The sequence below is a fragment of the Rhizobium sp. WSM409 genome (assembly GCF_057653825.1).
In genome coordinates, this window is the sequence record NZ_CM172794.1 from 2604079 (window position 1) to 2628223 (window position 24145).

23 protein-coding genes and 1 pseudogene are annotated in these 24145 nt (G+C 59.1%); 12 read left to right on the forward strand and 12 right to left on the reverse strand.

Annotated elements, in window-relative coordinates; genetic code table 11:
* Window positions 1–181 precede the first annotated feature (181 nt).
* The 4 genes and pseudogenes from AC25BC_RS13120 to AC25BC_RS13135 form a co-directional block, all read right to left on the reverse strand.
* Complete coding sequence (locus AC25BC_RS13120; protein ID WP_128438359.1) at window positions 182–595, reverse strand: GFA family protein; 414 nt, start codon at window positions 593–595, stop codon at window positions 182–184.
* Between the two features lie 45 nt (window positions 596–640).
* Window positions 641–1333, reverse strand: a complete 693-nt coding sequence (locus AC25BC_RS13125) for a type 1 glutamine amidotransferase domain-containing protein (RefSeq protein WP_012758083.1) — start codon at window positions 1331–1333, stop codon at window positions 641–643.
* A gap of 224 nt (window positions 1334–1557) precedes the next feature.
* Window positions 1558–1967 (reverse strand): annotated as a pseudogene (locus tag AC25BC_RS13130) (DUF6958 family protein).
* Window positions 1849–2388 (reverse strand): GFA family protein, encoded by a 540-nt coding sequence (locus AC25BC_RS13135; protein ID WP_012758084.1) that lies wholly within the window; start codon window positions 2386–2388, stop codon window positions 1849–1851. The pseudogene AC25BC_RS13130 and the gene AC25BC_RS13135 overlap by 119 nt, the downstream one beginning before the upstream one ends.
* Window positions 2389–2511: 123 nt before the next feature.
* Between AC25BC_RS13135 and AC25BC_RS13140 the strand changes: the two genes are divergently transcribed.
* Both AC25BC_RS13140 and AC25BC_RS13145 read left to right on the forward strand, forming a co-directional pair.
* Window positions 2512–3180, forward strand: coding sequence for a TetR/AcrR family transcriptional regulator (locus AC25BC_RS13140; RefSeq protein WP_012758085.1), 669 nt, complete (start codon window positions 2512–2514; stop codon window positions 3178–3180).
* Window positions 3181–3407: 227 nt separating this feature from the next.
* On the forward strand, window positions 3408–3905 hold the full coding sequence (locus AC25BC_RS13145) for a DUF4168 domain-containing protein (RefSeq protein WP_041935548.1): 498 nt from the start codon (window positions 3408–3410) through the stop codon (window positions 3903–3905).
* Window positions 3906–4079: 174 nt separating this feature from the next.
* Here AC25BC_RS13145 and AC25BC_RS13150 read toward each other — a convergent pair whose 3' ends face one another.
* Window positions 4080–4466 (reverse strand): ectoine synthase, encoded by a 387-nt coding sequence (locus tag AC25BC_RS13150; protein ID WP_003541014.1) that lies wholly within the window; start codon window positions 4464–4466, stop codon window positions 4080–4082.
* 130 nt (window positions 4467–4596) lie between these two features.
* On the opposite strand from AC25BC_RS13150, the gene AC25BC_RS13155 reads away from it, so the two are divergent.
* The 8 genes from AC25BC_RS13155 (at window position 4597) to AC25BC_RS13190 (ending at window position 13589) form a co-directional block, all read left to right on the forward strand.
* Window positions 4597–5475, forward strand: a complete 879-nt coding sequence (locus AC25BC_RS13155; protein WP_012758087.1) for a LysR substrate-binding domain-containing protein — start codon at window positions 4597–4599, stop codon at window positions 5473–5475.
* Between the two features lie 222 nt (window positions 5476–5697).
* Window positions 5698–7353, forward strand: a complete 1656-nt coding sequence (locus AC25BC_RS13160; RefSeq protein WP_012758088.1) for a putative bifunctional diguanylate cyclase/phosphodiesterase — start codon at window positions 5698–5700, stop codon at window positions 7351–7353.
* Between the two features lie 74 nt (window positions 7354–7427).
* Window positions 7428–7940: a hypothetical protein gene (locus tag AC25BC_RS13165; protein WP_012758089.1), complete on the forward strand. Its 513-nt coding sequence runs from the start codon at window positions 7428–7430 to the stop codon at window positions 7938–7940.
* Complete coding sequence (locus AC25BC_RS13170) at window positions 7937–9109, forward strand: class I SAM-dependent methyltransferase (RefSeq protein ID WP_012758090.1); 1173 nt, start codon at window positions 7937–7939, stop codon at window positions 9107–9109. The genes AC25BC_RS13165 and AC25BC_RS13170 overlap by 4 nt, the downstream gene beginning before the upstream one ends.
* Complete coding sequence (locus AC25BC_RS13175; protein ID WP_041935549.1) at window positions 9106–11466, forward strand: SpoIIE family protein phosphatase; 2361 nt, start codon at window positions 9106–9108, stop codon at window positions 11464–11466. The genes AC25BC_RS13170 and AC25BC_RS13175 overlap by 4 nt, the downstream gene beginning before the upstream one ends.
* 3 nt (window positions 11467–11469) lie before the next feature.
* Window positions 11470–12030 (forward strand): slr1658 superfamily regulator, encoded by a 561-nt coding sequence (locus AC25BC_RS13180; RefSeq protein ID WP_012758092.1) that lies wholly within the window; start codon window positions 11470–11472, stop codon window positions 12028–12030.
* Window positions 12031–12037: 7 nt separating this feature from the next.
* A complete protein-coding gene (locus AC25BC_RS13185; protein WP_012758093.1) occupies window positions 12038–12376 on the forward strand; it encodes a slr1659 superfamily regulator in 339 nt (112 codons plus the stop codon).
* 568 nt (window positions 12377–12944) lie between these two features.
* Complete coding sequence (locus tag AC25BC_RS13190) at window positions 12945–13589, forward strand: hypothetical protein (protein WP_017994577.1); 645 nt, start codon at window positions 12945–12947, stop codon at window positions 13587–13589.
* Between the two features lie 383 nt (window positions 13590–13972).
* Here AC25BC_RS13190 and AC25BC_RS13195 read toward each other — a convergent pair whose 3' ends face one another.
* From AC25BC_RS13195 to AC25BC_RS13215, 5 genes are all read right to left on the reverse strand, one after another.
* Window positions 13973–16105 carry a beta-galactosidase gene (locus tag AC25BC_RS13195; protein WP_128438358.1) on the reverse strand — a complete coding sequence of 711 codons (2133 nt, stop codon included), beginning with the start codon at window positions 16103–16105 and terminating at the stop codon, window positions 13973–13975.
* A 17-nt stretch (window positions 16106–16122) separates the two neighbouring features.
* Window positions 16123–17268, reverse strand: a complete 1146-nt coding sequence (locus tag AC25BC_RS13200; protein WP_012758096.1) for an ABC transporter ATP-binding protein — start codon at window positions 17266–17268, stop codon at window positions 16123–16125.
* Between the two features lie 46 nt (window positions 17269–17314).
* On the reverse strand, window positions 17315–18166 hold the full coding sequence (locus AC25BC_RS13205) for a carbohydrate ABC transporter permease (RefSeq protein ID WP_017994580.1): 852 nt from the start codon (window positions 18164–18166) through the stop codon (window positions 17315–17317).
* Complete coding sequence (locus AC25BC_RS13210) at window positions 18166–19050, reverse strand: carbohydrate ABC transporter permease (protein ID WP_012758098.1); 885 nt, start codon at window positions 19048–19050, stop codon at window positions 18166–18168. Before AC25BC_RS13210 ends, AC25BC_RS13205 begins: the two co-directional genes overlap by 1 nt.
* Window positions 19051–19183: 133 nt before the next feature.
* Entirely contained in the window at window positions 19184–20458 is a 1275-nt protein-coding gene (locus AC25BC_RS13215) for an ABC transporter substrate-binding protein (protein WP_128438357.1), read from the reverse strand.
* A gap of 195 nt (window positions 20459–20653) precedes the next feature.
* Between AC25BC_RS13215 and AC25BC_RS13220 the strand changes: the two genes are divergently transcribed.
* Together AC25BC_RS13220 and AC25BC_RS13225 are read left to right on the forward strand one after the other, a co-directional pair.
* Window positions 20654–21871 (forward strand): ROK family protein, encoded by a 1218-nt coding sequence (locus tag AC25BC_RS13220; protein WP_012758100.1) that lies wholly within the window; start codon window positions 20654–20656, stop codon window positions 21869–21871.
* 326 nt (window positions 21872–22197) lie between these two features.
* On the forward strand, window positions 22198–22584 hold the full coding sequence (locus AC25BC_RS13225; protein WP_012758101.1) for a cupin domain-containing protein: 387 nt from the start codon (window positions 22198–22200) through the stop codon (window positions 22582–22584).
* 145 nt (window positions 22585–22729) lie between these two features.
* On the opposite strand, the gene AC25BC_RS13230 is transcribed toward AC25BC_RS13225, so the two are convergent.
* Together AC25BC_RS13230 and AC25BC_RS13235 are read right to left on the reverse strand one after the other, a co-directional pair.
* On the reverse strand, window positions 22730–23311 hold the full coding sequence (locus AC25BC_RS13230) for an LOG family protein (RefSeq protein ID WP_012758102.1): 582 nt from the start codon (window positions 23309–23311) through the stop codon (window positions 22730–22732).
* A gap of 52 nt (window positions 23312–23363) precedes the next feature.
* Entirely contained in the window at window positions 23364–23984 is a 621-nt protein-coding gene (locus AC25BC_RS13235) for an FMN-dependent NADH-azoreductase (protein ID WP_012758103.1), read from the reverse strand.
* Between the last annotated feature and the right edge of the window lie 161 nt (window positions 23985–24145).

Genomic DNA, 24145 nt, shown 5'->3' on the forward strand with positions numbered 1-24145 from the left:
AGGACGGGCGCGGCTTGGCCAATCCGACACCGGATCGAATTTTTCTTCAAGAAAAATTGCTCCAGAGCATGTCGCGCAAAAGTGCCCAGTGGTTTTGCGATAACGATATGCGCGGAAACAAAGACCTAAAGCGCAAGCAGCGAATCTGAAAGATTGCGACGTGCTTTAGGGGTATCGCCGCTCAGCCAGGCATACCATCGAACTGCGGAAGATCGAGCGGCCTTGCCCAGGCGAGCCGCCGCCGGGTGAACATTTCGACCCCCGGCTTGATCAGTTCGGGCCGGTCGAGGCTGCCCAGCGTCACGAAGACGAGGCCGGGGAAGCTCTCCAGGTTGCTGCTGAACAATCGGGCGCCGCAATCGGGGCAAAAGTTGCGGTCGAGCCCTTTGCCTGAATCGGCGATGTAATGAAACGCCTTCGGACAGCCGCTGATCACGGTGAAATCGTCCTGCGGCACGGCGAAGAACGTGGCGGCCTCGCCGCCCGTTGCCCTCTTGCAGTCCAGGCAATGGCAATTGGCGACAAAGTTCGGGTCCGTGTCGAAGGCAAATCTCACTGCGCCGCAGGCGCATTGCCCCGAATATTTCCTGGTCATGTCACGTGCCCCTCCCATCCCGTATTCGAACGTTTGCGATTGTGCTTAAGCCGCGGCCTGCTTTTTCAAGGCATCAAGCAGCGTCCGGGCGCCCTGCCTTGACGAGGCCGGGTTTTGGCCGGTGATCAGCAGGCCGTCCTGGACGACATGCACGCCCCAATCCGCCGTCTTCGAAAACTTTGCGCCCTGCTCTTTCAGCACGTCCTCGAGCAGATAGGGAACGACTTCGACCAGATGCATAGCCTCTTCTTCCGAATCGGTGAATCCCGTGACGGCCCGGCCCTTGGCGATGGGCTTTCCATCCGGCGCTTTCACATTCGTCAGGATACCGGGTGCATGGCAAACGAGCGCCACAGGTTTTCCCGCCGAAAGCATGTCCTCGATGAGCGACAGCGCATTGCGGTCGTTCGTCAAGTCCCAAAGCGGACCGTGCCCGCCGGGGAAGAACACGCTTTCATAGTCCGCCTGGTTGATGTCGGACAGCTTCAGCGTGTTGGCGAGCGCCCCCATTGCGGCCGCGTCTCGTTCGAACCGTCTCGTGTCTTCCGTCTGGAAGGCCGGCTCATTGCTCTTCGGATCGAGCGGAGGCTGGCCGCCCTTCGGCGAAGCGAGTGTGATATCGACCCCGGCGTCGCGGAAAACCAAATAAGGAGCAGCAAGCTCCTCGAGCCAGAATCCCGTCTTCCTGCCGGTGTTTCCCAACTGATCATGCGATGTGAGAACCATGAGAATTTTCATTGCTCAGCTCCTTCAAGCCGGCCGGCGGACAACGCCGTCGGCACCCGGATTTACGGTGAAATACTGCCTGCAATCTCATGCTGAAACGGGAGAGGACATAGAGCGGCTGCGCTGCGAAACAAGCTCTCCCGCGCGGCGTTTGCTAGAATTGCTTTAGCCGAAGCCTAACCAGACAACGGAGGTCGCCCGCGACATCCGTTCGCTGGGCTGAGCCGACAGGTGTATCAAAGGCATTTGAAAAGCCTGACCGGCTTTCCCGGCCCACGCCGGATGATGCCCTTGGCTTCCAGATCCAACTGAACGGCCTTCACCACCATCCGGCCTTGGAACCGCTGGGAAATTCGACTTCGGAGAGGTGCGGCAGGATGGCGATATTTGCCTCTGCCACAGTCAATCCGGGTGCCTGCGCGGGGAGTGCGGCCAGCAAAGCGTGGCGCATTGCCATGTATTTGGCCTTGTTGACCCGCTCCGTATGGTGCGGCGAGGTTATGCTTTCAATGAGGATTTTTTCGTCGTCAGGCATCGATAGCTCCTTTGACAGTGATGTCGGGGACTTTGAAGCCCATCGCAATCCACGCGGTGAGAAGTCTGCCATAGAAGCCGGCCGTCGCCAGTGCGCCGGAAGGCACGTCATCGGGCACACTCGCGCGATCGGGCACATTCTGGGTCATCGTGCGCAATTGGAGGGGTGGAAGCTCGTCCTGCTTCCAGAGATTGCCGTAGAAGCTAAGCCAGTGGCCGCCCTTGAACTCCAGAAAAATGGGCGTGTTGCAGCAGGACGCCAGGACACGTCGCGTTGAAGCATTGGGTCCGAGGCGGAACTCCTGCAGGTTTTCGGTTCCGGCCAAAAGGCTGATCCGATCCTTGCGATAAAGCACGTAACGCGTACCGCCATGGATCGTCCGGATCGCCTTCGGCAAGGGAAGCGACTCCAGCCTGCCAGCCGCGTCACTGCAGCTCTTGCAGTGGCATTCCGCGCTGATGATCGGGGCGCCGCGCACTTCGAGGTGAAAGGTTCCGCAGGCACAGGTCAGATGGGTTGTCTTGTTGTTCATGACATCGCTCGCTGTTGAGGATCGCTGGATAGCCGCAAAATCAAACTAGACCGTTTGGTTCCGTTATAAGAACTAGACGGTTCAGTTTGATCGTGTCAAGTAGGGTTGGAGCGGAGATCGAGAATGTTGATACCGGGTATGGAAGCCGACCTGGCCCATGGGCGGGCTGGCACTCGTTCGGAGCGCAAACAGGCGGCGATCGTCGGTGCCGCGGCCGAAGTCTTTCTGAGCACCGGTTATGCCGGAGCCAGTATGGACGAGATCGCCAGTCGGTCCGGCGTGTCCAAGCAGACGGTCTACAAACACTTCTCCAGCAAGGAGGCACTGTTCGTCGCGGTGCTCACCCAGATGATGGGCGAGGCAGATACCGCCGTTCACACCGGCCTCCCCCAGGTGGAGAATCGCGCTCAGCTGGAAGCCTACCTCCTTGACTACGCCGTCCGCCAGCTCACCATCGTCCTGACGCCCGGGCTGATGCAATTGCGCCGGCTCGTGATTGCGGAGGCGCAACGCTTCCCGGAACTCGCCAAGCTGCTTTACGCGCGCGGGCCTGCACGGGCGCTCGAGGTCATGGGCAGCGCTTTCGAACAATTGGCCGGCAAGAAGCTGCTGCAGTTCTCCGATGCAACGGTGGCCGCGTCACAGTTCAACTGGCTGGTAATGGCCGACCCCGTCAACCGGGTCATGATGCTGGGCGATGCGGCCATCCCGACGAAGCAGCAGATTCACCGCCACGCCGAGGGGGCCGTCACCACGTTCCTGGCGGCATTTCTGCATCCAGAGAAGCGGTGAACGCCACCGAAAGTCCGGGTATCACAGCGGCAATGACTTGAATTTTCCGCACGTGCCAACAGGCCGGCGGTCACAAAGCCGCCGCTCAATCGTCAGCAAATCGCCCCGTTACCGCCGCACCGTGCCCTCTTAAAGGTTCCATCGTCGCGACCTCGCCCGGCCTTTAAGTGGCTGAGCGATCGACCGAGGCGGTCTTGCTGCCAATCAAATCATGCACTTGAAGAGGAATGAATATGATCACTCGTTACACATCTGTCGCAGCATTGAGCGCGACAGTCTTCAGTCTGCTTGCTTTCAGCCCGGCATCCGCTGTCGACATGGCCCAGGCGCAACAGCAGCCGGCACAAGCGCAGCCCCCGGCACAGGCGCAGCCGCCGATGCAGGGACAGCCCGGCGGCAACGGTCCGACGGCAGCCGTCAGCGATCAGAAAATCGAAGCCTTCGCCGTTGCCTATCTGCAGGTCGACAAGGTCAGACAGGAATATTCGGCCAAGATCGGCGCGACGAAGGACGAGACTACCAAGCAACAGCTGCAGGAAGAGGCCAAGAAGCAGATGGTCGATACCGTCCAAGCCTCTCCCGACATCTCTGTCGAGGAATATTCGTCGATCCTGACGGCCGCGCAGAGCGACCCGGCTCTGGCCAAGAAGGTTCTGGAAAAGATAGGCACGCCGCCGCCGGGCCAGGAGCAGCCGCAGCAGGGGCAGCAGCAGCCGCAGCAATAGGCAGTGTAGCGCTTAAGTCGCCATGAACAGGCTGCGGATGTCTTGCCGTTCGCGCCGGCAGCAGAGCCCGCCAATTGCCGGGCTCTGCTTTCCATCTCGGCAGTCGACGAAGAGATCGGCTAGAATAGGACGTCGTCCGAAAACCGCTTACACTTTTCGGCATCGTGCTCTGGTTCAGTATTGCGACCCGCTCTTATTGTTCAGGTCGTGCCGTTCGGTGCCTGTCAGCGGCGGGTTGAAAATGCTGACGAGAACGAGATCCTGATCCTTGCCGCCGCGCAGATAATGCCGGTCGTGCTTGTCGAGCACGTAGATATCGCCGGCGCGGATCGGAAAGACGTTGCCGTCCATATCCTCCACCTCGCCCTCGCCCTTGATGCAATAGCAGGCCTCCAGGTGATTGCGGTATTGAAGCAAGGCCTCACTATTGGCGCGAACGACGGTATGGCACACGGTAAAGCCCATGCCGTCGTCTTTGGTCAGCAGCCGGTGGCTCGTGCCGTTGCCCCAGTCGACGAAACGCTCGGTGAGCTCCACCTCTTTCAGATTTCTAACGAACATCGCCGGTTCCCGTGATAAATAATTGAAGATATGGCGATGATTCATTTTCATCGCCGGCAACATTTAGCTATTGAAATGGCTGGCATTTTCAAATGATGATTTCTGCATCATCTGTGAGGAAATTTTACAAATGCAATTGCCGCCGTTAAACGCATTGCGTGCTTTCGAAGCCACGGCTCGGTTGATGAGCCTTTCGAAAGCCGGCGACGAGCTGCACGTTACCCACGCGGCGATCAGCCATCAGATAAAGCATCTGGAAACCTGGCTCGGCCGCAAGCTGCTGCAGAAAGCGGGCCGCGGTATTACGCTGACCGCAGCCGGCGGCGAATATTACCGGGCCGTCTCCGGATCGCTGGCGGCGATCGCGCATGCGACCGGCAATATGCGGCGCGATCACGACATGCGCGCCATCACCGTCGGCTGCATTCCCTCAATCGCATCGCGCTGGCTCGTCCCCGCCCTGCCCTCCTTCCAGGAAAGCGACCCCGATCTCGACGTCAGGATCGTCTATGCCCGCGCCGAAGAACGCCTCGACGACGAGAGCCTCGACGTACTGATCACCATGGGCGAGGATCTGAGCGGCGGCAGGGAAAGCCGCCTGCTCTTCTCGCGCCGCAACCAGCCCGTCGCCAGCGGCCATTACCTTGCCAAACGCAACTGGACGATCGATGACGTCTCGCTCGCCGGCGCCGATCTGCTGCACGACGAATCCGTCGATGGCTGGAAGGAGTGGTTCCGCAAGGCCGGCCAGAAAGCGCCAGGGCCGCTTCGAGGCCCGATATTCCAGGATTTCAACATGTTGGCGACGGCCGTAATCGCCGGCCACGGTGTGGCGCTCTGCCCCGTCGAGGTGTTCCGCCGCGAGATCGAACGCGGCGATCTGCTGGTGCTTTCCGGCGTCGCGACGGCAGAAAACCACGGCTATTATGTCATATCGAACAGCTGGGCGAAAAAGCCGGTGCGCCGCTTTATCGACTGGTTCATGACGGAGTGCAGATCGGGCGCGTAGATCCCGCGTCCGCAGCCCATCGAAGGGTCGACGCCGAGACAATGGGTGCAAATGGGTCGCGGTAATAAAGGCGTGGCATAAGCCCGTCTGTGCGCGAATTGGGCAGAAGTTGGGGATTGTTAATCAGAAATGCCTAATGTAAATCTTGGCGTGCACAAGTTGTGTTGGAGCTGATTTGCTACGATATCTGGTTATGACATGCGACTAGGGAGAGCCTCGGACATGCGGAAAATTCGTGCGGCCCGCTCGGCCCTCGGACAAACGGAGGCAAAAGCTTCGAGCTCGATCGACCGGCTTTTGTTCTTTGACCGCGACTTCAATCCCGTCGAGAATTTGTTGGGCAATGAGCTGCCTGCCTCTGTCAAACCAGCAGCGTCGTTTTGGGAGCATTTTCCGGAATTGGACAAATCGGCGATCACGCTCGCCCTCCGTTCATTGGGCGACAGTGCCCAGCCTTTGCGAATATCGGGTGATCTTGGCACGCCAGCGTCGCACGGACTGACGATCTATCGGATCGGAGATCTGTTTGCCGTGGTTCGGTCCGAGGAGACTATCGACGATGAGCGCGCAACCCTTTTGCATCTGGCCACCCACGATCCGCTCACTGGACTGCCGAACCGACGCCAGTTCAGTGAGGATCTCGCTGTGTCCTTACAGGAGACGGAGGGCTCGGATGAAGCTCTATCTCTGATGCAACTCGACCTTGATGATTTCAAGCCTGTGAACGACACGCTTGGGCATCCGGCTGGCGACAAGCTTCTTCAGCTCGCTGCAAGCCGCATTCAAGCGTGCCTTTCCAGCGATGATAGAGCCTATCGACTGGCCGGCGACGAATTCACGGTCATTTCCATGGGCCCGGGACATCCCGCCAAAGGGCATCAGCTAGCAGAAGTCTTGGTTGATGCTTTCAAAAAGCCCTTCACGATAGATGGCATCGCACTGTTTGTCGGTGCCAGCATCGGCATATCTGCTTCTCCTCCGGACGGTACAAGCCCGGAGCAGCTAATGAAGGCGTCGGACGTCGCACTCTATGCCGCGAAGAAGGAAGGACGCGGCCGCGCGAAACCGTTTGATCCCTCGATGCTTGAATTGCTGGAACAACGCGAACTGCTGCGCCGCAGCCTTCGCATGGCGTTGGTCCAACAGCAATTCTCTGTCGAGTACCAACCCATCGCCGAGGGTGGCTGCATAGTCGGCTTCGAAGCATTGCTCAGATGGCACCACCCTCTCCTTGGAAAAATCCCACCAGCGGCATTTATTCCGATGGCCGAGGCCGATGGAATGATGCCGGAAATAGGCGCATGGGTTTTGGAGCAGGCATGTCGCGAGGCGATGAAGTGGCCGCAAAACTACATCGTCGCTGTCAATCTGTCCGCGGCGGAATTCTTGACGAGCGGCCTCACTGATCGGGTATCCCAGACGCTGGACTTGATCGGGTTGCCGCCCGACCGTCTGGAGCTTGAGATAACCGAAAGCGTGCTGCTTGAGCGGACCGTCAACAATATCGACACACTGAATACGCTCAACGTGCTAGGGATACGAATCTCGCTTGATGATTTCGGGACCGAATATTCTTCGCTCAGCTATCTGAAGACATTCCCTTTCGACACGATCAAAATCGACAAATACTTTATCACCGACCTCGAAAGCGATCTGAAAAGCCAGGCAATCGTCCGCTGCATCATTAACCTCGCACATGACCTCGACATGCGGGTGACAGCCGAAGGAGTTGAAACGCCAGGTCAGGCGGAATGGTTGCGCAGTGTAGGCTGCGACAGACTTCAAGGCTATTTGATCAGCAGGCCGCTTCCGGTCCAGGCGATTGGCGAATTCATCACCCGGGCGGAAACAGCCGTAAGCCCGGCGCTACCACAGTGAACAACCGATTTTCGCCGTGCCTTTAGCTACGCATGCATCAACCTGACGCCCCAGGCAACAGAAGGGAGGGTGTATTGGAACAGGAAGCAGCAGCTAGCTTCGATGACCATGCATTTGCGCCGATGGTATCGCTGGAACTGAACGTTGCGATGTTCAAATCCCGATGGCAGTTTTGCGACAAGATTACGGAATATCTCTCAGACATTCTCGGCCAAGGTCACAGCGATCCCGCTCGATATTCCAATTTTCTTTCCGTCGCGACGAACGAGCTCATCGAACTTGCTTTCCGTTCGACGAGCGAGTTGGGAAGGATCAGTTTCAGTCTCTACCGGAATTCCACATTCAATCGGCTGAGAATTACGTTTCCGTGCGAGGAAGCATCTAGCCCAGAGCACACGAGTGCAAGAGCAAGCGAACACCAGCCTGTCCCCCGCGCCGGCTCTGCATACGTGGTGATGAAATCCGACGGGACGGTTTTGCTTAGTGATTTGGCAGCAATATTCCGCGCCACGATCCGAATTGAGAAAGACGGCAGACAAGGGATTCAAATCATTGCGGATTTCCCCTCGACCGAGGACTTCCAATGACCCTGCTTCCCCTACCCTTCACTGTTCATTTTGATCCGACAAATCAAGAGCTGTTGCTGTCTGGCAAGATGCGCCCCGAAAGCGCCGCTGAAATCACCGACGCCCTCAGGCTGGTGCAGCAAAGTTTAGAAAAATACAGCGGGGTCGTTTACGTCAATGTCAAACGTCTGACACACATCAACATGACTGCCTTCGCGGCCCTGGCCGATACACTCGCGGCAAGTTGCCGGATCAGACCGGAACGGAAGATCGTCATCATTACGTCGAGCGTGGTGGCATGGTCGACCTCGTTATTCCAAACGCTGTCGGCATCACAACCAAGCCTATCGGTCGAAGTCTACGATTCGGCGTTTTATCCGGGCCAGAGCTTTGTCGAGGATGAGACTTTCATTCCCATTCTGCGCACCCAGACGAAAATGACATGGAGGCACGAACGCGAACTGTTGCCTCGCCACGGCCTGCGCAGCGGTCTTGTCATCGCGGATATCTGTTGCGGAATTGGTGATTTCGCCGCCCTGGTTCAACGGGAATTTAGACCGGCACGCCTTGTCGCGCTGGATCACTCCGTGCGCAGCCTCGAATATGCTCGCAGGGTCGCGGCCGACTTCGATCTGCAGGGAATCGAGTACACCTATGGCGACGCTTCCCAAATGCTACTGCGAGACAATCAATTTGACTTTGTGACCTGCCGACATTCGCTGCAGATTTTCGACCGGCCCGAGATGCTGCTCAGGGAGCTTTACCGCATCTGCAAGCCTGGCGGCCGTGTCTACATCACCAACGAAAAAAACTCGCATTGTCTGGGCGAGCCACATGCTGAATCCATAAAATGGACTTACGAAGAAGTCGCCAAACTGTTCAAGCACTTCGACATGGATGTCGAGATGGGGCCGAAAAGCCGCCACCTCCTCGCCGACGCGGGCTTCGATAACATCAAGGTCGATTCCTTTATGGTCACGAATCTTGATGGGGATCCCCAAGACTTCGCAGACATCATCGAAGCATGGGAAAATGTCTACGCGGGTGAGATGGCCGTTCGACGGGGCGACTCATCAGATTTCATTCGCAGGTTCCGGCAAGGATTCAAAGATCATGTCTTTGCTGCTCTTCATCCCAAGGGTTATGCAGGCTGGCCGATCTGGGCAGCTTCCGGCCGAAAGCCGCTGTGATGGACCAGAGTTCGTCGAAGAGACCGGCAAGATTAGGCTCATTTCGGGCAAAGTTCATCTTGGTCGTCGGTGGAGCTGTCCTCTTTGATCTGCTGGTCAGCGGTGGACTGGCGCTTTGGAATGTTCAGAGGCTGTCGCGCGACGCCACGCTCGAAGTGGGACAGGGTCTTGAAGCAGCAAGCCAGGAATACATCCGCACATACGCCGATTCCACCGCAGCACAGGTGAGTTTGCTCCTGCGGCAGGTTCACAACGACGTCAGCACCTTGGCGGGTGTACTCCAGGCGCAGATCGACGATCCCGAGCGTAATTCCGATGTCGGCGCGGCGATCGCCCGCACGTCTCCCGGCAGCGTCAGCCTGTCCTACGATCAAAAGGCGAACTGGTCTCAGAACGCTCCGGGCTCAGTCTCAGTTGTCAGCGTCTGGAGTTACTTGCTCGGAGAAGACCACAACCCGAGACCCGACGTTCAGACCGATATCCAGACCAGCGCGGTTCTGGACCTTGTCGCACCGAGCTTGCTGCAGCACGGGGCCTCAAAGCTGCAGATGTATTACATCGGATCGAAAGAACGACCAATCTTCAGAACGGCGCCTTATACCGACCAGGCTCAGACCTTCGACCGCCTTTATCCTGGTCATAACGAGGCCAATTTCTGGGACTTCTTTTTTCCCGGACTTTATGAGTCCTGGCAGGGCTGGGCCAAGGATATGAAAACGCGACCGGTCGCGGACGATATAACCCAGACAGCGCCCTATACGGACGCCATTACCGGGAAACTGATCGTTTCTTTCTTTCAACCACTATGGACAGCCGACAGGAAGAATGTCGCCGGGACGGCTGGCGCGGACATCACACTCGACCAGCTCGCGCAGACTGTTGAAAATGTGAAAGTGGCTCAGTCCGGCTTTGGATTTCTCGCAATGTCCGACGGAAACGTTGTGGCGATCAACAGCACAGGCGAAAAAACGCTCGGTCTGCGTTCTGCGAGCGATGCGAGCGGAAGCGGAGTGACCGGACTGGAGCGCTCCCTGAAGGGAAGCTCCCAGCCTGCGATTGCAAAACTGGCCCTTGATCGCGAACTGGGCATCCAACATTTGTTGTTGCGGCAGGAGGGTAACGAGGTCCCCTATATCGTTATCGTCAAGAAACTCCCCGCGACCAATCTTTGGTCCAGCGGCCCGGTTCGGCAAGAGGCGATGTCTCTTGGAGTGGTTGTGCCTGAACGAGAAATCCAGGCCTCCCTTTATGCGGCCCAAGCCAAAATTTCGGAAGCTACCAACCGGATCGTGATCTACCAAATCCTGGCGATCCTAATGTCACTGCTTGTTGTGGCTATAGCAGTAATTGCGGCTTCGAAACGAATAACGAGCGGAATTAGTGCACTTGCAGATGCCGCCAAACGGATTCAGGCGAAGGATTATTCGGTCAGGGTGGCCATAACAAGCAAAGATGAGGTCGGCGAGGCTGGTGAAGCATTCAACCGGATGGCCGAACAGATCAGCTATCACACGGAAAATCTCGAGCAGCTTGTCGAAGAGCGAACAGCTCAAATCGAAGATGCAAAGGAAGAGATTTCGACGCTGAACGCACAGCTCCAGCGAGAAAATAGACGTCTCGGAACAGAGCTGGCCGTCGCCGAGAGGATCCAGCTCATGGTTCTTCCGCTGCACCAGGAGCTTGAGGAGTTTCAGGCCCTTGAGATCGCAGCCTATATGAGACCTGCAGAAGAAGTCGGCGGCGATTATTACGACGTATTGAAGAGCGGAAATCGGTTGAAGATTGGCATCGGCGACGTCACCGGACACGGGCTCGAAAGCGGCGTGCTGATGTTGATGGTTCAGTCCGTCGCCCGCGCCCTGCAGGAAGCAGGAAACACCGATGCCGTCAAATTTCTCACAGACCTGAACAGCGCCCTGTTCAAAAACATAGTGAGAACCAAAATCGACAAGCATCTCACTCTGGCGTTTCTTGACTATGACGGCAAAGAGATGATCCTGTCGGGACAACACGAGGAAGTTGTCGTCGTGCGGGCGAACGGCGAGGTCGAGCGCATAGACACCATGGATCTGGGTATACCGATCGGGCTGGAAGCCGATATTTCTGCCTTTATTAAAACCCGCGAAATAACCTTCGAGACGGGCGACCTCATACTCCTGCATACGGACGGCGTAACAGAAGCCGAAAACGACGCTGGAGAACTCTTTGGCATAGAACGTCTGTGCCGCGAAGCACTGCGCTTGAAGGACCAGAGCGCTGAGAAAGTTGTTGCCGGAATTATAGCGACATTAATGCTCTTCATTGGATCGCAGAAGATTTACGACGACATCACGCTTCTCGCAGTGCGACATAGGTGAGACATGACGCCAACGGTATATGGTATCGAATCTCTGGCGGGCATAAGCCTGGATTCAAGCACTCGCCTCAAGTTAAGCGACGGACCGCTTCAGCTTGGTTGGAAGCACTCCGGAATGACTTCGGACTTTATAGCGGAAGTCATGGCTCTGCGGTATTCACGTTCAAGGAAAGACTACGTGCAGGCGCATCATGACATCGGATATCTCAGCAATGAGTTGATCGAAAATGCCGTCAAGTTTCGACAGCCTGGGGAGATCCTCATTGAAGCCGGCATATTCGACGGTACTTTTTTAATAAGGGTGAAAAACACGATCGATGGCGTGACATCCTCTCGCTTTCAGCAACTGCTGCATCGCCTTCAATCGAGGGACCCCGGGGAACTTCTTATTGAGCAAATCGAAACCAATGCCATATCGGCAGAAAGCGGTTCGGGCTTGGGGTTGTTGACCCTTCTGAGCGATTACGATGCAAAAATGGCATGGGCATTCGAAGGGAAAGATAACCAGCGTATCATACTGACGACGACTGCAGCCGTGGCGATGCCGCCCTCCTCCAATCTGTGAGCGAAGAATGGAAATCAGCGACGAAAACTTCCGCGTATGGGCTGAGAAAAACGAGGTCTATTTCGATGGCGTATTCCGGCTGGCAGGACCGGACGCCTATGCCCCCATTTACTCGTTGATATCAGGCCTGCTCCATGAGGGGCACAAGCAGGTGACGTTCAACCTGACGGGTCTCGAGTTCCTCAATTCCTCCGGCATAAATCTCCTGGCCAAGCTGACGATTGAAGCCAGAAAGATGGGCGACCTCCTGCTCGTCGTCAAAGGCACCAGCCAATATCCTTGGCAAGCGAAATCGCTGCCGAATCTCAAGAAGTTACACCCGCTTCTCGATTTGCGCTTGGCGTGATTCTCTATCCAATGCCGTTCGACGCTCTCGTGAAACTCAGCGAGGCGTCCTGCATCAAGCCGACATGTTTTCGATAACGGACCTGCGGCTCCTGCACAAATCCTTAAATGGGAATTGATTGAGAACCGGATCGGCGAGCTGCTTCCAGTTATGCCAAGGTGTGGCCGAGATACCGCCTATCCGTTCGTCAACAGTTCGTGCCACGACGGCCCGACTCAAAGCCGCACGGAAGCGCTCAAGGTTTACCTGAAGTGCAATGAGGGGGACCTGGACTGCCCGGTCCCGGGGGCAAATTAACATCTAGAATATCGAAATTGCGCCAGAGAGCCTCGGGTCCGACCGGACTAAACACCTAGGGAGAATGTCGCCCCGGTTCCTCGGTCTCCCGCCTTCCCGTTCCGTCGGCCGTTCCGACCAGGAATCGTTAAGTATATGAAGCCGTGTAGGACCATTGCCGGGAGCGGCATCGGACCTCGGTCCGATGTGCAACGCGCGATCGCCGTCTAACCTCTCGTATCTGTTCAAGCCGTGCATCTGCACGGCGCTTGATCCGACTTGGAGGAAAACAATGCGGATAGCAACCTTAGCGTCCTTGGCCGCGCTTTCGCTGGCTCTTGCAGCAAGCCCGGCAACGATTGCCGGAATCGACATGACCGCACAGGCAAAGAGCGGTGGAAACGGTGGCGGCAACGGTGGGGGCAATGGCGGCGGTCACGGCGGCAGTGGAAACAGCGGCAACCATGGCAGCAGCAGCCAGGGTAGCGGTTCAACCCATGGCAACTCCAAATCTCAAGGCGTGAAAGGCAAATCCACCGAGGCGGCAAGCAAGTCCAAGTCCGTCAAGGCAGACGAGACCAAAGTCAGCACCAAACAAAAGAACCTGTCGGCGCAACTTGCGGGCCTGAACTCCTTGAAGCGAAACTACAAGGCGTTGATGCATACGTCGGACCCACGCATGACGGCCATCGCGGCCTATGCCGTGGCTTATGCCCAGTATGAACTCGACAATGGAATCGAGCCCGCAGCCGATGACCCTCTGTTGGGAGATCAGGCGCTGGAGGACGCATTGGCTTCTGCCACGAAAACCGGTGAAGTCAGTCCGGCGGTTCTGAGCCAGGCCAAAACCATCTTGGGGGTTGGCGACGCAAACGGGAAGATCGATCAAATCCGCACCTCTCTGGAGAACGATGCGCCGGCGACATCAGACGAATAGCCGATAAATCAGTTGCGAGCGGTGTGGAGCCGACACGTATGGCTCCACACTAAACTACGAAGAGCATTTCCGTTTTGTTTGAGTACGGAGATGCTCTTTTTTTATCAATTTCAGACGCAGAACCCTTTGCTCGAATTGCTCCAAGATGGCGGTCGATCACCCACCACCTCAAAGTCCCTGTGTCGTGATGAGCCTTCGAGCGTTCGGATAATTCGTTTCAGGTCTGCGGTCACGTTTTTCGTGTCTCGACAACGTCATCGCCGTCGACCGATCCCGTTTTCGGGCGATGGTGTCGCTGTATTGAGAACCATCTGTCGTTCGCGAACCCGCCTTGATCGGACAGAGGCCGGCCTGCGGCCCCTGCCTTGTACGTGAAAGCCGCCTCACTCAGCGAGCTCGATGATCGCGCAGCCGTAGCCTTCGAGATCGAGCCTACCGGCAACGGGCTTTTCGTCATCGAGGAGATCACGGCCAGTGGGAACGCCGCCGATGGCGGCCGGCTGGTCGGTGTAGTTCTGGATGAACAGCAGCCGGCGGTCGTCATTCATCCGCATGGTCACCTCGACGCCCTCGGGAAGCTCGCCGATCAGCGGCTCGATGCCGACGGGTGCAAATAGCCGCTCGGCAAATGCTGCCGTCAGATCCGGGGTGAGATAGGTACCGACATAGACCACCTGCCCCTTGCCGAGCTTGCGCGACGTCGCCATCGGCTGACCCTCGGCATAGCGATTGGACCAGGCCGCGACCACGTCGACATCACTTGCGATCGCCAGGTTTTCATAGAAATAGCCGCCGACCAGTTCGCGGTTGCCGATCTTGAAGCGGCGTTCGCGCCGATGTGATTCCGCCGGCTTGTTCGGCGGAATGACAAGCCCGCCCGAACGCTCCATCACATCGAAGAGCCCGTTGGCGCCGGGAGCGGCGAGACGGCCGAAATCCTCGACACGTACGCCCGTGAGCTGCGACAGCGAGGTGCCGGGAGCGGTCTCGCGGATGACGTGGTTGTCTTCGTTGCGGGTACCGGTGCGCGCGCCGATGACTACGGTGCCGCCCTGCTCGGCGAAAGATTTCAGCCTTTCGGTCCATTCGTCCTTCCACATCACCCAATGGGGCACATAGAGCAGCTTCAGCTTGGAAAGATCGTCCTCGGGATGAATGAAACCGCAGGCAATGCCGCGGTCGTAGCAATATTGGTGCAGCAGGATCGCATCGTCCTGCGGGCTCGGCAGGCCGATCGGATAGGTCTTGTGGGCTTCCTGATTATCGAAGTCGGAGCCGGCAATGCCGACATCCATGCGCACATAAGTGCCGAGGATCTTGGGCGCCAACGCGGTCATCTCGGAGGCGAAGCGTTTCGCCTCGTCATACCGATGGCGGGCGACGTCGTCGTGGTCGATGATGCCCATCCAGTAAATCTCCGCGCCGAAATGGGCCGGGCGCCAGCGGAAGAACATCAACCCGTCAGCGCCATGGGCGACCGAGGAAAGTGCCATGCGGCGCAGTTCGCCCGGCTCCGGCGTCAGCGTGCAGAAACCCGGCTGGCTGCCGAAGCCCGATTGCTGCTCGGGAACGATATAGTTGCCGGAAAAACCGCGGCAGATATCGAGATGCAGCGCCTGGACCTTGGCGTGGTTTCCGAGCCGCTGGAACTCGTCGTAGAGCATCGGGTAGATGTCGTAGCCGACGAAATCGAGATCGGTGGTGAACTGGCCGCGAAAGTCGATATCCCTGAGACCGCCGAGATTGTGGAAGACGAACCAGGAGGATTTGACGGCGCGCAGGATCTCCACTTGGTCGTGCTGAAAGCGCGCCGTCGAGAAGGCAAGGAAACGGTGATAATCCTGCAGATGGCCGGGGCTCGGGAAGGTCGGGCCAAACTCGATCGGCAGCACCACCTGGTCGAAGCTGTCATAGGCCGTCGCCCAGAAATCGCCACCCCAAGCCGTGTTGAGCTTGCTGATCTCGTCATATCTGCCGGCAAGGAAGGCCTGGAATTCGGTGAGCGTCGCCTTGGAAAAGCTCTCCGGCATGCTGGTGTTCAGCTCGTTGTCGGTCTGCCAGCCGACGACAAACGGATTGTCGCGATAGTGCTCGGCCATCGCTTTGGTGATACGCCGGCTGTGCTCGCGAAAGACCGGGCTTGCCGTGTCGCAATGCTGGCGCGAGCCATGGCTCATTGGTCGGCCCTTGCCGTCGACCCTTAAGATCTCCGGATGCGCCACGGTCAGCCAGCGCGGCGGCGTTGCCGTCGGCGTGCACATGATCGTGTCGATGCCGTAGCGCCCGAGCATGGCGATGGCGCGGTCGAACAGATCGAAATCGAAGGTGCCGAGCTTCGGCTCGAGGATATGCCAGGCGAATTCGGCCATTCTGACCACGTTGAAGCCGGCCTTCGCCATGCGCTCGGCATCGCGCTGCCAGTAGCTTTCATCGACATGTTCGGGATAGTGCGGCGTGCCGACGAGAAAGCGGTCGGTCTTGACGGGGTTCCATACGGAGAGGGTCTTGTCGGACACTGTGGTCTTTCCTGTGTTTATCTGTCGAGGGTGGTCTTGCGGGTGCTGATCGTGCGTCCGCCGTCGGAAGAAAAGAGATAGAGTTCGCTGGCATCGAGCTTCAGCGCCACGTTCTGGTCGGCGGCAAAAGGCGCGACGTAGCTCAGCTGCACCGTTATGTTGCCGGTACCGCTTTCCGAGGCGATGGTCCTGAGATTGCCGGCATCGACATAGAGAATGGTTTCGCGCCCGAGATGTTCGACCAGTCGGACCTGACCGCTGATCGCTCCGCCCTGCGCTCCGTCGGCGACCATCGATATGTTTTCCGGTCTGACACCGAGCGTCAGGCTGGCGCCCTTCGCCAGCACCGTCGTCTCCGCCAGTTCCACCGTCACCGGCACGAGGCCCGGCGCCGAAACCGTGACATTGCGGTCGGACACTTCGTCGACGGTAACGCCGAGGAAGTTCATCCGCGGGGCGCCGAGAAAGCCCGCGACGAAGAGATTGTCAGGGTTGCGGTAGAGTTCGAGCGGTGAGCCGACCTGCTCGATTATCCCCTGGTTCAAGACGACGATCCGGCTCGCCATGGTCATGGCCTCGACCTGGTCGTGGGTGACGTAGACCATGGTGGCGCCGAGCTCGGCATGCAGGCTGCTGAGCTCGACACGCATCTGGGTTCGAAGTGCCGCATCGAGGTTCGACAGCGGCTCGTCGAACAGGAAGACGTCGGGCGAACGGGTGATGGCCCGGCCGATCGCCACGCGCTGCCGCTGCCCGCCGGAGAGCTGCTTCGGCCGCTTCTCCAATTGGTCGGTGATCCTCAGGATCTTGGCGGCGCGCGCTACCGCCGCCTCGATCTCGGCCTTCGGGCGCTTGGCCATGCGCAAACCGAAGCCCATGTTCTCCGCCACCGTCATATGCGGATAGAGCGCGTAGGACTGGAAGACCATGGCGATGCCGCGGTCCCCCGGCTCCTGTTTGCTGACGTCGCGGCCGTTGATCAGGATCTGGCCGGAGGAGATCTCCTCCAGGCCGGCGATCGTTTTCAAAAGCGTGGACTTGCCGCAGCCGGAGGGGCCGACCATGACGATGAACTCGCCTTGCGCTACGGAAAGATCGATGCCGCGCAGCGCGTGATAAGCGCCGTAATTCTTGTTGATCTGTCGGAGTTCGAGACTGGTCATGCGTCCTGGCTCTCTGCTGTTGAAACTTGGAGGTTGAGGAGATCGCTCATCCCTTCACCGCGCCCATCGTCAGGCCGGCGATGAAGTGCCGCTGCATCAGGAAGAACATGACGACGGGCGGCACGGCGACAACGATCGTGCCGGCTGAAATCAGGTTCCAGGCCGAGACCCACTCGCCGCGAAGATTGGCAAGGCCGGCGGTCACAGGCTTGACGGAGTCGCTGACGGTCAGCACCACGGCCCAGAAGTAATCGTTCCAGATGAAGGTGAAGATCAGGATGGCGAGTGCGGCAAGCGCCGGTCGCACCAGCGGGATCGCCACATGCCATAGGGTCTGGAAGGGAGACGCCCCCTCGGCTCGCGCCGCCTGGAACAGTTCATCGGGCAGTGCGGCGATGAAATTGCGCATGAACAGCGTCGCAAAGCCGGTTTGGAAGGCCACATGGAAGATGATCAGCGCCGCCGTCGTATCGATCAAATCGAGCCGGACCATCAGGTCGCGCACCGGGATCATCATGATTTGGTGCGGCAGGAAATTGCCGCCGACGAACAGCGCGAAGATCAGCATGTTGCCGGGAAAGCGGTAGCGCGACAGCACATAGCCGGCGAGCGTGGAGAGCACCAGCACGCCGATCACCGAGGGAATGGTGATCGTCAGGCTGTTAAGGAAGTAGCGGGCCATCGGCGTCTGCGTGAAGACATCAGCATAGTTGTCGATGACGCCGATCCCGGTCGGCCATCCCCATAGATTGCCGCCCATCACATCCTCGGTCGAGCGGAACGAAGTGAGGATGATCGCAAACAGCGGGCAGAGCCAGAGCAGGAGGACGATGACGACGGCGAGCACGTAGAGACGGCGCTGCCAGATGGCGACATCGGGAATGGGACGAGGATACATCAGCCTCCCCTTTCTTCGGTATGGATGATGCGGCTGAGGTACCAGACGATGAAGGCGGCCATGATCACGAACAGCACCGAGGCGATTGCCGCGCCGTAGCCGAAGCGGTAGGAGAAGATTGACTGTTCGAACATCTGGTAGGCGAGAACCGAGGACGAACCGAACGGGCCGCCGTTTGTCATCACCGACACCATGTCGAAGGAGCGAAGCGCCCCGACGACGGTGACGGCAATGGCGATGAAGGTGACCTGGGTCAGTTGCGGCAGCACGATGTGCCACAACATGTTCCAGCCCCGTGCCCCGTCGACGCGCCCGGCACCGATCAGCTCTTCGCTCAAATTGTTGAGACCGGCGAGATAAAGCACCATGCAGAAGGTGATCTGCGGCCAGAGTGCTGCAATCACGATGGCGAAAGTGACGAAATGCTCGTCGGAGAGAACCGCCGGCGCCGTCGCCCCGAACGCCCTGAAGATCAGTGCGAGCAACCCGAACTCCGGCGTATAGACCCATGTGAAGACGACGCCGACCGTCACCGAGGCAAGCACCAGCGGAATGAAGAACAGCGACTTCAGGAAGCGCATGCCGCGGATTTTCTGGTTGACCAGCAGCGCGATGGCGAGCCCGAGAGGTGGTGCCGCCATGAACATCACCAGCCAGATCAAGTTGTTTTTCAGCGACACGTAGAATTGCGGATCGTTATAAAGTTCGACGTAATTGCCGAAGCCGATCCACACCATCGGGCCGAAGCCATCCCAGTCGTGCAGGCTGATCCAGAGGCTCCTGACCGCCGACAGCAGGATGACCGTGAAGAACAGCACGATCGCGGGCGCGATGAGCAAAGTCGGGGTGAGCCACCAACGCTGGCGGCGCCATAACATCAACATCTCAAGAACCTCATTAATACAGGAGCAGACTCATGCGTGCTCCGGGAGCAGAGGCGCACCTCCCCCAAGGGGTGGAGGCATACAGCCTCCACCCCTTGGAAGCAGCGGTTCGCCGCCGCCCCTGGGAGAGCTGCTAGATCTTGTAGATGCGCTTGCGCGTGCCCTCGAGGCGCGTCAGGATGGCCTTGCGCCGGTCGGGTTTGGCCATGAACTCCTGGAAGCCGACGAGGCCGGCCTGCGCCATATCGGGATCGCTGTCGCGGTCGTAATATTGCGACGTGCCCTGCACCGTCTTCATCGTCTCGACAGCGACGTTGACCAGCGGGTCCTTGCTTGGCGGCAGGTCGTGGCGCGGCGGCACATTGCCGCCCGGCTCCAGATAGGCCGCCAGATTCTCCGGCTTGTAGAAATAGGCGAGGAATTCGCGCGCGCCCTGCTTGTTCTTGGCCTTGGCGGGAATGTGGATCGAGTTGACCGAGAATTCCTCGTAGTGGCCGACCTTGGCGTCGAGCACCGGGAAGGTCGCGTAAGAGAGCTGTGGCAGATCTTCGGCGGTGAAAGCCGAGCGCAGGAAAGCGCCGAGGTTCATCATGCCGGCTTTCTTCTGCGCCAGCAGCGCTGCAGCCTCCTGCCAGCCGAAGGACGTATGGTTCTCCGTGAAGAACCCCTTCGAAATCATCGCCTCCCACTGGTCGAAAACCGCTGTCAGCGAGGGATCGAGATAGCTCATCTCGCCGTTCATCAGCGCCATATGCTTGTCGAGGCCGTTGATGCGAAGATTCATCTGGTCGAACCAGCCGGCCGCCGGCCATAATTCCTTGGTGCCGATCGCGACCGGCGTGATGCCCGCGGCCTTGCACTTGTCGCCATAGGCCATGAACTCTTCGGCCGTCTTCGGCACGGTCAGGCCATGCTGCTCGAACACATCCTTGCGATAGAACATGCCCCAGAGCGTGCCGCCGGTGGGGAGGCCGTACTGCTTGCCGTCTTCGGTGACGGCCCCTGCCGTCGCGCCGAGCACGTCCTTATATTTCTCTTTCTCGAAAAGGTCGGAGATATCGTCGAAGAGGCCGCGCTTGACGAAGGCGCGCATGCGGTTGCCCGAAAACCAGGAGCAGACGTCGGGCGCGCCGGCGACGAGATAGTTGCGAATGGCCGTCTTGTGGGCCTCGTGGTCCATATTGTTGATGACGACGTTGACGCCGGCTTCCTTGCTGAAGCCCGCGGCAATCGCCTTCAGCGCATCGAGTGCGGCACCATTGTTTTCGGCGGAGATCATCGTGACCTCCTGGGCCTGCGCGATCGCCGGGATCGGAAAGCTGCCGGTGACCGCTGCGGCGGAAACCAGCCCCGCGCCTTTCAGGAAGCGTCTGCGGGTGGTCGACGGAAATTGCTTCAAAAATGTCATTGAATTCCTCCCAGTTGATCGATCAACATCTCCCGACCGTCGCCTCCTCCATGAAACGACCGACCAGGCATTCAACGCTACGATCCGCTCGGCGATTCCAGCGATAATCCGCTTGGCTGAGTTGATCCGCGGCCGAACTTATGCATAGATCTTTGCAGCTCGCAATAATTAATTTACAAAATTAAGGAATGCATCGTGAAGTTAAAAGGCGACCAGACCACGGCGAGAGCCATGAACCGACGCCTCATCCTCAATCTTCTCCGGCGCGAGGGGCCAAGGAGCCGTGCCGACATCGCGACGGTGATCGGTTTAAGTCCTGCCGCCGTCACCTTCGTCGTCGCCGACCTTCTGGAGGAAGGCATCGTCATCGAAGGGAAGACCGTGCCCGGCCTCACCGGCCGCCGCCCGATCCCGGTGGACATCAACTACGAGCACGCGCTCGCCGTCGGCTTCAAGCTGATGGTCGATTCGGTGGAGTGCGTGGCAACCGACCTCGCCACCAACCCCGTCGCCGCCATGCGGGTAAGCCTCGGCGGCCACGATCCTGACAAGGTTGCCGACCTGCTGGCGAGCACCGTGCCCGAACTGGTGAAGCTCGCCGGCCGGCCGAACGCGAAACTCGCCGGCATCGGCATCTCCATGCCCGGCGTCATCAACCACGAACAGACGGCCTGCGTGCGCAGCTACCGCTTCAAGTGGGACAATGTCCCCCTCGCCTCGCTGGTCGCCAGCCGCGTCCATGTCCCGGTCTGGCTGGAGGACGACACCAACGCTTATGCCATCGCGCAGCAGCTCTTCGGGCTCGGCCGCCAGCATCGCAACATGGCGGTTCTCGCCGTCGGCGTCGGCATCAGCTGCGCACTCGTCATCGACGGCAAGCTCTACCGCGGCGCAAACGGCGCGGCCGGCAAGTTCGGCCACACGCTCTACGAGGAGAATGGCCGGCTCTGCGAATGCGGCAAGCGCGGCTGTCTGATGGCCTATCACTCCGAAATCTCAATGCTCCGGCGCTGGCGGGAAGCGACCGGCCGCGAGGAACTGGGGCTGCCGGAATTGTCGGCTGCGCTCGCATCAGGCGATACCACCGCCCTCGCCCTCGTCGCCGATTCCGGCCGCGGCATCGGCACCGCCCTTGCCAATCTCGTCAACATTACCGATCCCGAAGTCATCGTCGCCGGTGGCGAAGCCGTCTCCCTCGGCGACCCTTTCCTGACACCGCTGCGCGAAGCGCTTTCCGCCCGGACCTTCCGGACTGCGCCTCCCCTCCTGCCCGATTGGGAGGACAATTCCTGGGCCCGGGGCGCCGCCGCCCTTGTCACTCAGAAAATATTCGACTTCGAATCCTCCGGCGGCATTACGGACATCGCCAGTCTCGTCGGCGTCAGAACCGCGGGCTCATCATCGGCGGCCTAATTCAGTCAATGGCGTCACTCACGTTTCCTCATTCCTGTGCTTGTCACAGGAACCCAGCCACGGCGCGTCCGCGCCGTGATTGACGCTGCAAGAAAAATTTCCCACGCCCAGGGACCTGAGCATACTGGATCTCTGTGACGAGCACAGAGATGAGGGAGATTGGGTTGGCGGTCTCGCCAACCCCGCGCCGCCCTCCAAATAGGCGTGCCGCAGATACACTGGCTTACAAAAATGCGAGTTTGCCGACACATCTCTGGTTCAATGATCCACTTAAATCCCGATACGGCCAACCGGTCGGAAATGGTCAATTCAGGAAGGATGACGACATGAAAATGATCCAGGCTATCGCGCTCGCCCTTGTTCTCGGCGGCGCAGCCGCAGCACACGCAGAACAGCCGCTGCAGCGCACCGATCTCATCAAGAACGATATCGATGTGCCCGGCCACGAGGCCGTCCAGGTTCGCGTCGATTTCGCGCCGGGCGTTCTCGCACCCAATCATTCGCATCCCGGCGAGGAGATCGCCTTCGTCATCGAGGGAACGCTGGAATACCAGCTCGAAGGCAGCCAGCCGGTTACCCTTAAGGCCGGCCAATCACTGTTCATTCCGTCGGGCGTCGTTCACTCGGCGAAGAACATCGGCAGCGGCAAGGCGTCGGAGCTGGCAACCTACATCGTCCGCAAAGGGGCGCCGCTCGTCGTGCCTGCCAAGTGAACACTTCGTAGAACCCCTCGCCGGATCGGGAGCAGCCCGCTGCAAGAAGCGCTGCCCCCGAACCTTCATCGCGGCTCGCTGCGGCGTACCTGTCGCACTTGCCCAACAACACCAATAACCGGCCGGCGGCATTGTCGGATGGAAGCTATAGCCATTTCGGCACCTCGACGCGCGTATAGCTGCGCAGCTTGTCGATCAGGGCGCTCGCATCCGTGTCGACAGAGATCGAGTGCCTGTGCGCGGCCGGCAGGAACCTCGTCTCGACCATATGGTCGATGAAGCCGAGGAAGGCGTCGAAGAAACCGGCGGAGTTGAGCAGCCCCACGGGTTTGTCGATCTCCGAGAGCTGGTTCATGGTCCAGACCTCCATCAATTCCTCGATCGTGCCGATGCCGCCCGGCAGCGCGATGAAGGCATCGGAAAGCTCGACCATGCGTTCCTTGCGGCTGCGCAGCGTCTCGACGATCTCATGCCTGGTCAGGCCGGCATGCGATTGGCCGCGCTGATGCAGGCTTTCGGTAATGACGCCATGCACGCTGCCGCCGGCTTCCAGGGCGGCGTCGGCGACGACGCCCATCAGGCCCTTGACCGTTCCGCCATAGATGATGGTTATCCCCGCCTCCCCCAGCGCCCCGCCGAGGGCGCGGGCACCGTCGGCAAAGGCCTCCGAAGCGCCGAAATTGGAGCCGCAGAACACTGCGACGGACTTGATTGAACGTATCGTCATCTGAGCCTTCTATCTCCTCACAAGCATTTGCATACACCTAGTCGATTCCGAGCTACGAGTGAGCGTAAAGCGAAGAAAAATGCTCCTCCAGCGCGCGATGTGTGCCGATCCTGGTTTCCGCAGCGGCATGGGAGCCGGCGCCTGTCCCCTGCACCGAGAAGAAGATCAGGTCCTGCAGCCCGATCGTGGCGAGGATGGCTTTCAAATAAGGCGTCAGGAAATCCGGCTGGCGGGCGCGCTCCCCGGAAAACCGCCCGCCCGAGGCGATCGCGATAAAGACGGGGCGGTCGCGTAGCGTGCCTACCTTTCCGGCCGGGCCGATCGTGAAGGTTCGCCGCGCCCGCACGACATGATCGATCCAGGCCTTCAGCGCCGAGGGGACGGTCAGATTGTGCATCGGCGTTCCGATGACCACGAAGTCCGCAGCCTCCAGCTCGCGGATCAGCTCTTCGGACAGGGCCATCGAGCCCTCGCGCGAGACATCCGCCGCCGATGCCTGGGAGATCGCATAGGCCGCGTCGACATGGGCGATCGTGCCATTGCCGATCACCCTCTCGACGACGGTCGCCCCCGGCTCCCTCCGCAGGAGGAAGCCGATAATCGCTTGGGAGAGCCTGTAGCTCTCGGCCGCCTGCCCGCGCGGACTGCAGCACACATGTAGGATTGTCTTCATTGACCTACTCCGAAGTTCTGTCCAAATCCTTTCGCCGCGTTGAAAGAGCGCGATCCGATTTGAAGCGTGGAAGTGGCAATGGTTTTACGAATCTTATGGTCCATCCAAAAGATCCATGAAGGAAGTTTACAACTGGGCCATGATTGCCCTGGCCGAACCGT

Bases quoted from the DNA above. Each gene is read 5' to 3' on its own strand.
- AC25BC_RS13120 (WP_128438359.1), bottom strand. From the start codon at position 595: ATGACCAGGAAATATTCGGGGCAATGCGCCTGCGGCGCAGTGAGATTT.
- AC25BC_RS13125 (WP_012758083.1), bottom strand. From the start codon at position 1,333: ATGAAAATTCTCATGGTTCTCACATCGCATGATCAGTTGGGAAACACC.
- AC25BC_RS13135 (WP_012758084.1), bottom strand. From the start codon at position 2,388: ATGAACAACAAGACAACCCATCTGACCTGTGCCTGCGGAACCTTTCAC.
- AC25BC_RS13140 (WP_012758085.1), top strand. From the start codon at position 2,512: ATGTTGATACCGGGTATGGAAGCCGACCTGGCCCATGGGCGGGCTGGC.
- AC25BC_RS13145 (WP_041935548.1), top strand. From the start codon at position 3,408: ATGAATATGATCACTCGTTACACATCTGTCGCAGCATTGAGCGCGACA.
- AC25BC_RS13150 (WP_003541014.1), bottom strand. From the start codon at position 4,466: ATGTTCGTTAGAAATCTGAAAGAGGTGGAGCTCACCGAGCGTTTCGTC.
- AC25BC_RS13155 (WP_012758087.1), top strand. From the start codon at position 4,597: ATGCAATTGCCGCCGTTAAACGCATTGCGTGCTTTCGAAGCCACGGCT.
- AC25BC_RS13160 (WP_012758088.1), top strand. From the start codon at position 5,698: ATGCGGAAAATTCGTGCGGCCCGCTCGGCCCTCGGACAAACGGAGGCA.
- AC25BC_RS13170 (WP_012758090.1), top strand. From the start codon at position 7,937: ATGACCCTGCTTCCCCTACCCTTCACTGTTCATTTTGATCCGACAAAT.
- AC25BC_RS13180 (WP_012758092.1), top strand. From the start codon at position 11,470: ATGACGCCAACGGTATATGGTATCGAATCTCTGGCGGGCATAAGCCTG.
- AC25BC_RS13185 (WP_012758093.1), top strand. From the start codon at position 12,038: ATGGAAATCAGCGACGAAAACTTCCGCGTATGGGCTGAGAAAAACGAG.
- AC25BC_RS13190 (WP_017994577.1), top strand. From the start codon at position 12,945: ATGCGGATAGCAACCTTAGCGTCCTTGGCCGCGCTTTCGCTGGCTCTT.
- AC25BC_RS13200 (WP_012758096.1), bottom strand. From the start codon at position 17,268: ATGACCAGTCTCGAACTCCGACAGATCAACAAGAATTACGGCGCTTAT.
- AC25BC_RS13205 (WP_017994580.1), bottom strand. From the start codon at position 18,166: ATGTATCCTCGTCCCATTCCCGATGTCGCCATCTGGCAGCGCCGTCTC.
- AC25BC_RS13210 (WP_012758098.1), bottom strand. From the start codon at position 19,050: ATGTTGATGTTATGGCGCCGCCAGCGTTGGTGGCTCACCCCGACTTTG.
- AC25BC_RS13215 (WP_128438357.1), bottom strand. From the start codon at position 20,458: ATGACATTTTTGAAGCAATTTCCGTCGACCACCCGCAGACGCTTCCTG.
- AC25BC_RS13225 (WP_012758101.1), top strand. From the start codon at position 22,198: ATGAAAATGATCCAGGCTATCGCGCTCGCCCTTGTTCTCGGCGGCGCA.
- AC25BC_RS13230 (WP_012758102.1), bottom strand. From the start codon at position 23,311: ATGACGATACGTTCAATCAAGTCCGTCGCAGTGTTCTGCGGCTCCAAT.
- AC25BC_RS13235 (WP_012758103.1), bottom strand. From the start codon at position 23,984: ATGAAGACAATCCTACATGTGTGCTGCAGTCCGCGCGGGCAGGCGGCC.